Below are 6874 nucleotides of genomic sequence, written 5' to 3'. Positions count from 1 at the left end.
GGCCGTCCGCCGGACCGCCCTCCGGCCCCTTTTCCGGCCCCTCCGCAGGCCCCTCTGCGGACGCCTCTGCAGATCCCTTTGCAGACAACGGGTTCCCCTCCTGGCAAGATTGGACTGTAGGAGGTCAGCCTGTGGCGGGCCGACAGCCGGGTTCCATGGCCAATCGCGGAAAGGTGGACTGGTCGAGATGGCGCAGTGGACTTCAGCGGTGGGTGCGGCCCAACTCGCCCGCCTGGTGCGGTCGCAGGACGACCGCGCCGCCTCGGCGGCGGTCGGCGGCCGGCGCATCCCCGCGTACCGGACCCTCGCCGACGGCGTCCGCCTCCTGGTGCTCGAAGGGCGGATCCCGGTGGCCGCGCGGCTGCCCGCCGAGCGTGAGCTGGCCGCCGCGCTGTCCGTCAGCAGGACCACCGTGGCCGCCGCCTACGAAGCGCTGCGCGCCGAGGGCTTCCTGGAGTCGCGGCGCGGCTCGGGCAGCTGGACCGCCGTACCGGCCGGCAACCCGCTGCCCACCCGGGGGCTGGAGCCGCTGCCCCCGGAGGCCGCCGGCTCGATGATCGACCTGGGCTGCGCCGCGCTGCCCGCGCCCGAGCCCTGGCTCACCCGCTCCGTGCAGGGCGTCATGGCGGATCTGCCGCTGTACGCCCACACGCACGGCGACTACCCGGCCGGGCTGCCCGCGCTGCGCCAGGCCCTCGCCGACCGCTACACGGCCCGCGGCATCCCCACCATGCCCGAGCAGATCATGGTGACCACCGGCGCGATGGGCGCGGTGGCCGCGATCTGCCGCCTGATCACCCGCCCCGGCGAGCGGGTGGCCGTCGACTCGCCCTCGTACGCGAACATCCTGCAGCTGATGCGGGACGCCGGGGCCCGGCTCGTCCCCGTGGCGCTCGCCGAGCGGCTCGGCGGCTGGGACATCCCGGCCTGGCGCCAGGTGATGCGGGACGCCGCGCCCCGTATGGCGTATGTCGTCGCCGATTTCCACAACCCCACCGGCTCGCTCGCCACGGAGGAACAGCGGCGCGGGCTGGTCGCGGCGGCCCGCTCGGCCGGCACGGTCCTGGTCGTCGACGAGACGATGGCCGAGCTGTGTCTCGACCCGGGTGTCGAAGTGCCGCCCGCCGTCTGCTCGTTCGACCCCTCGGGCAGCTCGGTGATCACCGTGGGCTCGGCGAGCAAGGCGTTCTGGGCCGGTATGCGCATCGGATGGGTGCGCGCGGCGCCGGACATCATCCGCAGCCTGGTCGCCGCCCGCGCCTACGCCGACCTCGGCTCCCCGGTCCTCGAACAGCTCGCCATCACGTCGCTGCTGGACGGCGGCGGCTGGGAGGAGGCGGTCGCCATCCGGCGGGACCAGGCGCGCGAGAACCGGGACGCGATCGTCGACGCGGTCCGGCGCCATCTGCCCGACTGGGAGTTCAGCGTCCCCAGCGGCGGTCTCACCCTCTGGGCGCGCACGGGCGGCCTGTCCGGCTCGCGCATCGCAGAGGCGGGGGAGCGGCTGGGCGTCCGCGTGCCGTCGGGCCCGCGCTTCGGCGTGGACGGCGCCTTCGAGGGCTTTGTACGCCTCCCGTTCACGGTCAGCGGCGCGGTCGCCGACCAGGCCGCCTCCCGGCTGGCCGGCGCCGCCCACCTCGTGGCCACGGGCCGCTCCCAGGACACCGACACGCTGCACTCGTTCGTGGCCTGACACCGGCTCCGGAAGGCGGGACACCGGTCCCGGAAGGCGGGACACCGGTTCCGCAGGAATGGTCCGGGCGGCCGCCGGTGGAGCGCGTCACCGGTGGCCGCCCGGAGAACAGGGCCCGTGAGGGCGGTCGGTCACACCGCCCCGGAGGCGGTGCCGGCGCGGTACTCGAAGTCCGCGGTGCCGGCGGGCGGAGTGGCGGCAGCGGGCACGGAGCCGAGGGCCGTGCGCTCCGGGAGCAGTGCCAGTACCGCCTGCCGGTGGTACTCGCTCGTCGCGTCGTCGAACGGGTCGGGCGTGGCGGGCACTTGGAGGCGGAGGACCGGGCCCGAGCCGAGCCGGGCGTAGCCGCGCCCCGGGGGGACCTGGTCGGCGGGCGTGGTGTCCGGGGGCGCGCCCAGGACGGCACGCACGTCCTCCGGGCTGGTGGGCCCGAGCACGACGCGCGCCCGGGTGTGGGCCCGTACCGGCTCGCTCAGCAGCTCCGCGCTCTCGAACTGGTCGGCGACGGCCACGGTGACGCTCGCGGCGCGCCCGTGGCGCAGCGGTACGTGGAGGAGGCGCTGCGGGTCGTCGCGGCCCTCGGCCGCGGCGAGGTGGGTCAGCGCGCTCGGCCGGTCGACGAGGACCCACAGCGGCTGGCGGATGTCGTCGGGGACCGGCAGCCCGGCCTGCCGCGCGCGGTTCGCGGCGATCAGCCGCCGCTCCGTCTCGTGCGCCGCCCACTCCAGCGTGGCCAGCGCGCTGGTCAGCCCGCACTCCACGCCGAGTACGCCGGGCCGCCCCAGCAGGAAGGCGAACTCGCCGGTCCCGCTGCCGTCGATCACCAGCACGTCACCGTGGCAGAGGGCCTGCAGGGCGACGGACCGCAGCAGGGTCGTGGTGCCGCTCCCGGGGCGCCCCAGCGCCAGCAGATGCGACTCGGTGGAGCGCGGGCCGGTCCGCCAGACCACCGGCGGCACGTCCCGCGACTCGGTCTCCTCGGTGGCGCCCGCCACCGGTACGGTGCGCTGCACCGCGCCCGCGTCGGTGAAGCCCAGCACGGTCTCGCCCGGCGTGGTCACGAACCGCTGGGCCGCGATGTCGGTCGGCAGTGCGGGCAGCACGGTCAGCACCAGCTGGTTGCCCTCCTGGTCCCACGCAAAGTGGTACTCCCGGCCGCGCCCCGACTTGGCGAGCAGTACCTGTTCGATGCGGGCCCGGGACTGGGGCTCGGCATCGGTGAAGTACACCGGGTACTTCAGGTGCAGCCGCGCGAGCCGCCCGTCCTCGTCGAACTCGTACTCGGTGAAGGCCGCGGCCCAGTCGCCGTCGTGCACATACAGCGGGTTCGGGTCGCCCTCGAAGCTCAAGTACGGCACCAGCGCCTCGTACAGGGCGCGCAGCCGGCCGGTCTCGGCCTCGGTCGGCCCGGCGTCGACGGGCGTCCGCTCCCGGCCCGCCCAAGCCGCCGCCGCCATCACCGAGATGAGGCCGAGCAGCGGTCCGTACGGCACGAGCGCCAGGGACACCAGGCAGACGGCCGTCGTGGCCAGCAGGGGGCCGCGGCGCTCCCGCGGCGTCGCCGACCACCGCTGCCGGCCGGCCGCGCACAGCCGGCGCAGGCCGCGGCCGATGACGAGCAGCGGGTGGAACACGTCGGAGGCGCTGTCGGCCGCGGTCCGCGCGAAGTCGCGGCCGCGGGTGAGGGGAGCGCTGTTGCTCAGGATGCTGGGCAGTGGACGCGGGGGCACGGAAGGTCTCCTGGGGATGCGTGACGACTCGGCAGGAATCTCAGAGCGAGAGCCCCTTGAGCAGACCCGCGAGGCTCGCGCCGCCGGCCTTAATGCCCGGGGCAATGGCGGTGCCCGCGAGGTAGAAGCCGAACAGCGCGCAGACGATGGCGTGGGAGACCTTCAATCCGTCCTTGCGGAAGAACAGGAACATGATGACGCCGAGCAGGACAACGCCGGAGATGGACAGGACCATGGGGGTTCTCTCCTGGGTGGTGGGGACGGTCACCATGAGTTCTTCCAGCCTCACAGCCCGTATCAAGCCCGGCAAAGCCGCAAATGGGTGATTTATCGTTGAAACCGCCCAATCGGGCCCTGTCGTAGCGCAATCTGCCCCGGAGTGTGCCTACAAGCGCCGTAGATGCCGGTCGCGCCCCTTGTGTGGCACTTAGGTACGCAGGAATGTGGGCGCCATGGCCGTCCTCGCGCCACCGCACTGCTCGAAGTGCTGCCCGGTCGTTCCCCCGAAGCCGGTCGTTCCCCCGCGCCTGCCCGGCTCCGTGTGGGTCGGCTTCATCCTCTGCGCCGCGGCCCTCATCGGAGGCTGGGCGCTGGTGATGTGGCTGTTCAGCAGCCTCTTCAGCTGACGCGCGGGCCCGTCGCCGGGATGTCGATGTCCGACCAGGAGACGGCCGTCCAGCCGGTGTCCGGCGAGCCCTCCAGGACGACGACCGCGGTGTTCGGGAGGGGGTGGGCGATGGCGAAGTCGGCGTCCAGGTTCTGTGCCCGCGCCGCGGACCAGGTACGGATCGCCGCGCCGTGGCTCACCACGACGGCCGCCTCGACGCCGGAAGCGGCGATCTCCCCGATCACCTCGTCGTAACGCGCCAGCATCTCCACGCCGTTCTCGCCGCCGGGCATCCGCAGCTCCGGCTTCCCGGCCGGCCAGGAGAACGCCACGCGCTGGTACTGGTCGTTCGAGGCCGCGTCGCCGCGCATCTCCAGGTCCCCCGCAGCGATCTCGCGGATGCCGTCGCGGATCACCACGTCCAGGCCGCGGGCCGCGGTGAGCGGCGCCGCGGTCAGCTGCGTGCGGACGAGGGTGGAGGCGTAGAGCGCGTCGATCTTCTCGTCGGCCAGCCGCTCGGGGAGCGCGGCCGCCTGCTGCTCGCCCAGCTCGGTCAGGCCGGGCCCCGGGGCCGTGGTGTCCAGGAGGCGGCCGACGTTGGACGGGGTCTGACCGTGACGGATCAGCAGCAGGCGCATGGGAGAACTCCGGTCGGGGCGCGGGCGGCGCCCCGCACGGCGCGTGTCCGTACTGGCGCGCCGCCCGTACGGCACGTACGTATATGGGTTATGCAAGCAATTTCAGGCTACCGGACGGCGGACAACAGGCGCCGGTTCCGGCCCCGTCCTCACGCGGTGACGCCCGTCGCGCCGTCCGTCTGCTCCCGGAGGATGTCGGCGTGGCCGACGTGCCGGGCGGTCTCCTCGATGACATGGACATAGACCCAGCGCAACGAGATCTCGCCGATCGCCGGATGCGGCACGACATGGTCCAGGGGGAACGGGGCGGCCACCGCACGCGACCGCGCGCACGCCGCGTCGTACGCCGCCAGCAGCCCGTCGAGCGACTCCTCGGGCCCCACCTCCCAGCCGCCGTCGTGCCCGCCCGCCGCGGCCGCGTCGCCCGTGTCTCCCGCGGGCGCGTCCGCAGCGGTCAGCAGGTCGGGGAACCAGGACCGCTCCACCAGGGTCAGGTGCTTGACCAGCCCCGCGAGGGTGGTCTCCGAAGGAACCAGCCGGCGGCGCGCCGCGTCGTCGGCCAGGCCCTGCACCTTCCCCCGGAGTGTTGCGCGGTGGAAGTCCAGGAACGCTTCCAGGACCTCCCGTTCGCCGCCGGTGCGGACGAGCATCGGCGCGGGCACGGCGGCGGGAGCAGTGGGTGTGGGTTCGGTCATGCGGCGAGTCTGCCGTACCGCCCGCGCGGAGGATTACGCGGGGAGCGAGCACTGCCGCGCGAGCACACCGGGCGGTATAGGAACGAATGGATCCAGTTACTGACGCGGGCGCGCGACGGCGCGCGGACGGAACGGGGGCGGACGGCGTGAGCGGACCCATGGCCGAGCAGGCCGACGGGAGCAGACCGATCGGAGGCGGCCGGCGCGGCAGATGGGCGGGCGGCTGGACCCGGCTGCGCCCGCTCGCCGGACTGCTGGCGGCCGCCGCCGTCTCCCAGGCCGGCACCCGGGTCTCGGCGATCGCACTGCCCTGGTTCGTCCTGGTCACCACGGGCAGCGCGGCGCAGACCGGCCTGGTCGCGTTCTGCGAGATGGCGCCGTACGTCCTGATCAAGGCGCTCACCGGACCGCTGGTCGACCGGGCGGGCGCCCGGGTGATCTCCTGGACGGCGGACGTGGTCAGCGCGGCGGTGGTCACCGCGGTACCGGCGCTGCACGTCCTGGGCCTGCTGGACTTCTGGCTGCTGCTCGTCCTGGTCGCCGTGATCGGCGGCGCCCGCGGCCCCGGTGACCTGGCCAAAGAGGTCATGATCCCGGAGGCTGCGGCCCGCTCGGCGATGCCCATCGAGCGGGCCACCGGCCTGCTCGGCGTCGTCGAACGGCTGGCCGCCACGGTGGGCCCCGGCCTGGGCGGTGCACTCGTCGCCGTACTCGGGCCGCTCGCCGGGCTGCTCGTCAACGCGGCGACCTTCGCCCTCGGATCGGTCCTCGTCGGGCTGGCCCTGCCGCGCGGGATGGGGGGCGCGGACGACGGCACGGGGACGCCGCACGGCGGGGACCCGGCCGCCCCCGGAGCCGTGGCCGCCGGCCCCGAAGCGGGCTACTGGCGCCGGTTCGCCGAGGGCTTCACCTACCTGCGCGGCCAGCCGCTGCTGCTCATCGTCATCTGCACCGTCGGCTTCACCAACTTCCTCGACGCGGCCCGCAACTCCGTACTGATGCCGATCTGGGCCAGGGAAACCGGCCACGGGCCGTCCGCGATCGGCCTCATGGCGAGCGCGGCGGGCCTCACGGCGGTGGCCGGCAGCCTGGTCGCCACGGTCGTCGCCCACCGGCTGCGCCGCCGGCCGGTCTTCTTCGCCGGCTTCCTGCTCGCCGGCGCGCCCAAGTTCGTGATCCTGGCGCTGGACGTACCGGTGTGGGCGGTGGTGGCGGTGTACGCGCTCTCCGGCTTCGGCTCCGGCTTCCTCAACCCGATCCTCGGCGCGGTCATCTGGGAACGGATACCGCGCCGCCTCCTGGGCCGGGTCGGTGCCCTGGGCGACTCGCTGGCCTGGGCGGGCATCCCGCTCGGCGGCCTGCTGGCCGGCGCGGCGGTGGTCTGGGTCGGCCTCGTACCGGTCCTCGCGGTGAGCGGCGCGGCGTACTTCCTCGCCACCAACCTGGCGGGGCTCCGCCACGAGTGGCGGGAGCTGGACCGGGAGCCGGACATCGGGCCGGCGCCTCCCGAA

Annotated in this window: 7 protein-coding genes; 3 read left to right on the top strand and 4 right to left on the bottom strand. The window is 74.3% G+C overall.

Annotated features, from left to right (window positions below; translation table 11 throughout):
- The first annotated feature begins 187 nt into the window (after nt 1-187).
- Nucleotides 188-1693 (top strand): SCO1417 family PLP biosynthesis transcription factor, encoded by a 1506-nt coding sequence (locus CCS38_RS18270; RefSeq protein ID WP_223734354.1) that lies wholly within the window; start codon nt 188-190, stop codon nt 1691-1693.
- Nucleotides 1694-1824: 131 nt separating this feature from the next.
- On the opposite strand, the gene CCS38_RS18265 is transcribed toward CCS38_RS18270, so the two are convergent.
- Together CCS38_RS18265 and CCS38_RS18260 are read right to left on the bottom strand one after the other, a co-directional pair.
- Nucleotides 1825-3423 carry a hypothetical protein gene (locus CCS38_RS18265; RefSeq protein ID WP_223734353.1) on the bottom strand — a complete coding sequence of 533 codons (1599 nt, stop codon included), beginning with the start codon at nt 3421-3423 and terminating at the stop codon, nt 1825-1827.
- A gap of 40 nt (nt 3424-3463) precedes the next feature.
- Entirely contained in the window at nt 3464-3658 is a 195-nt protein-coding gene (locus tag CCS38_RS18260; protein WP_030261424.1) for a hypothetical protein, read from the bottom strand.
- Nucleotides 3659-3875: 217 nt separating this feature from the next.
- On the opposite strand from CCS38_RS18260, the gene CCS38_RS18255 reads away from it, so the two are divergent.
- On the top strand, nt 3876-4049 hold the full coding sequence (locus CCS38_RS18255) for a hypothetical protein (RefSeq protein ID WP_223734352.1): 174 nt from the start codon (nt 3876-3878) through the stop codon (nt 4047-4049).
- On the opposite strand, the gene CCS38_RS18250 is transcribed toward CCS38_RS18255, so the two are convergent.
- Nucleotides 4042-4668 (bottom strand): histidine phosphatase family protein, encoded by a 627-nt coding sequence (locus CCS38_RS18250; protein WP_223734351.1) that lies wholly within the window; start codon nt 4666-4668, stop codon nt 4042-4044. The two genes, CCS38_RS18255 and CCS38_RS18250, sit on opposite strands and share 8 nt — an antisense overlap.
- Nucleotides 4669-4817: 149 nt before the next feature.
- Complete coding sequence (locus CCS38_RS18245) at nt 4818-5363, bottom strand: DinB family protein (RefSeq protein ID WP_223734350.1); 546 nt, start codon at nt 5361-5363, stop codon at nt 4818-4820.
- A 146-nt stretch (nt 5364-5509) separates the two neighbouring features.
- Between CCS38_RS18245 and CCS38_RS18240 the strand changes: the two genes are divergently transcribed.
- Nucleotides 5510-6874: MFS transporter (locus tag CCS38_RS18240; protein ID WP_223734349.1), on the top strand; the 1365-nt coding region annotated here is incomplete at its 3' end.

Source organism: Streptomyces purpurogeneiscleroticus (assembly GCF_020024005.1).
Lineage (GTDB): Bacteria > Actinomycetota > Actinomycetes > Streptomycetales > Streptomycetaceae > Streptomyces > Streptomyces purpurogeneiscleroticus.
The sequence above is the reverse complement of the archived record's forward strand: the minus strand, read 5'-3'. Positions and strand labels throughout refer to the sequence as shown.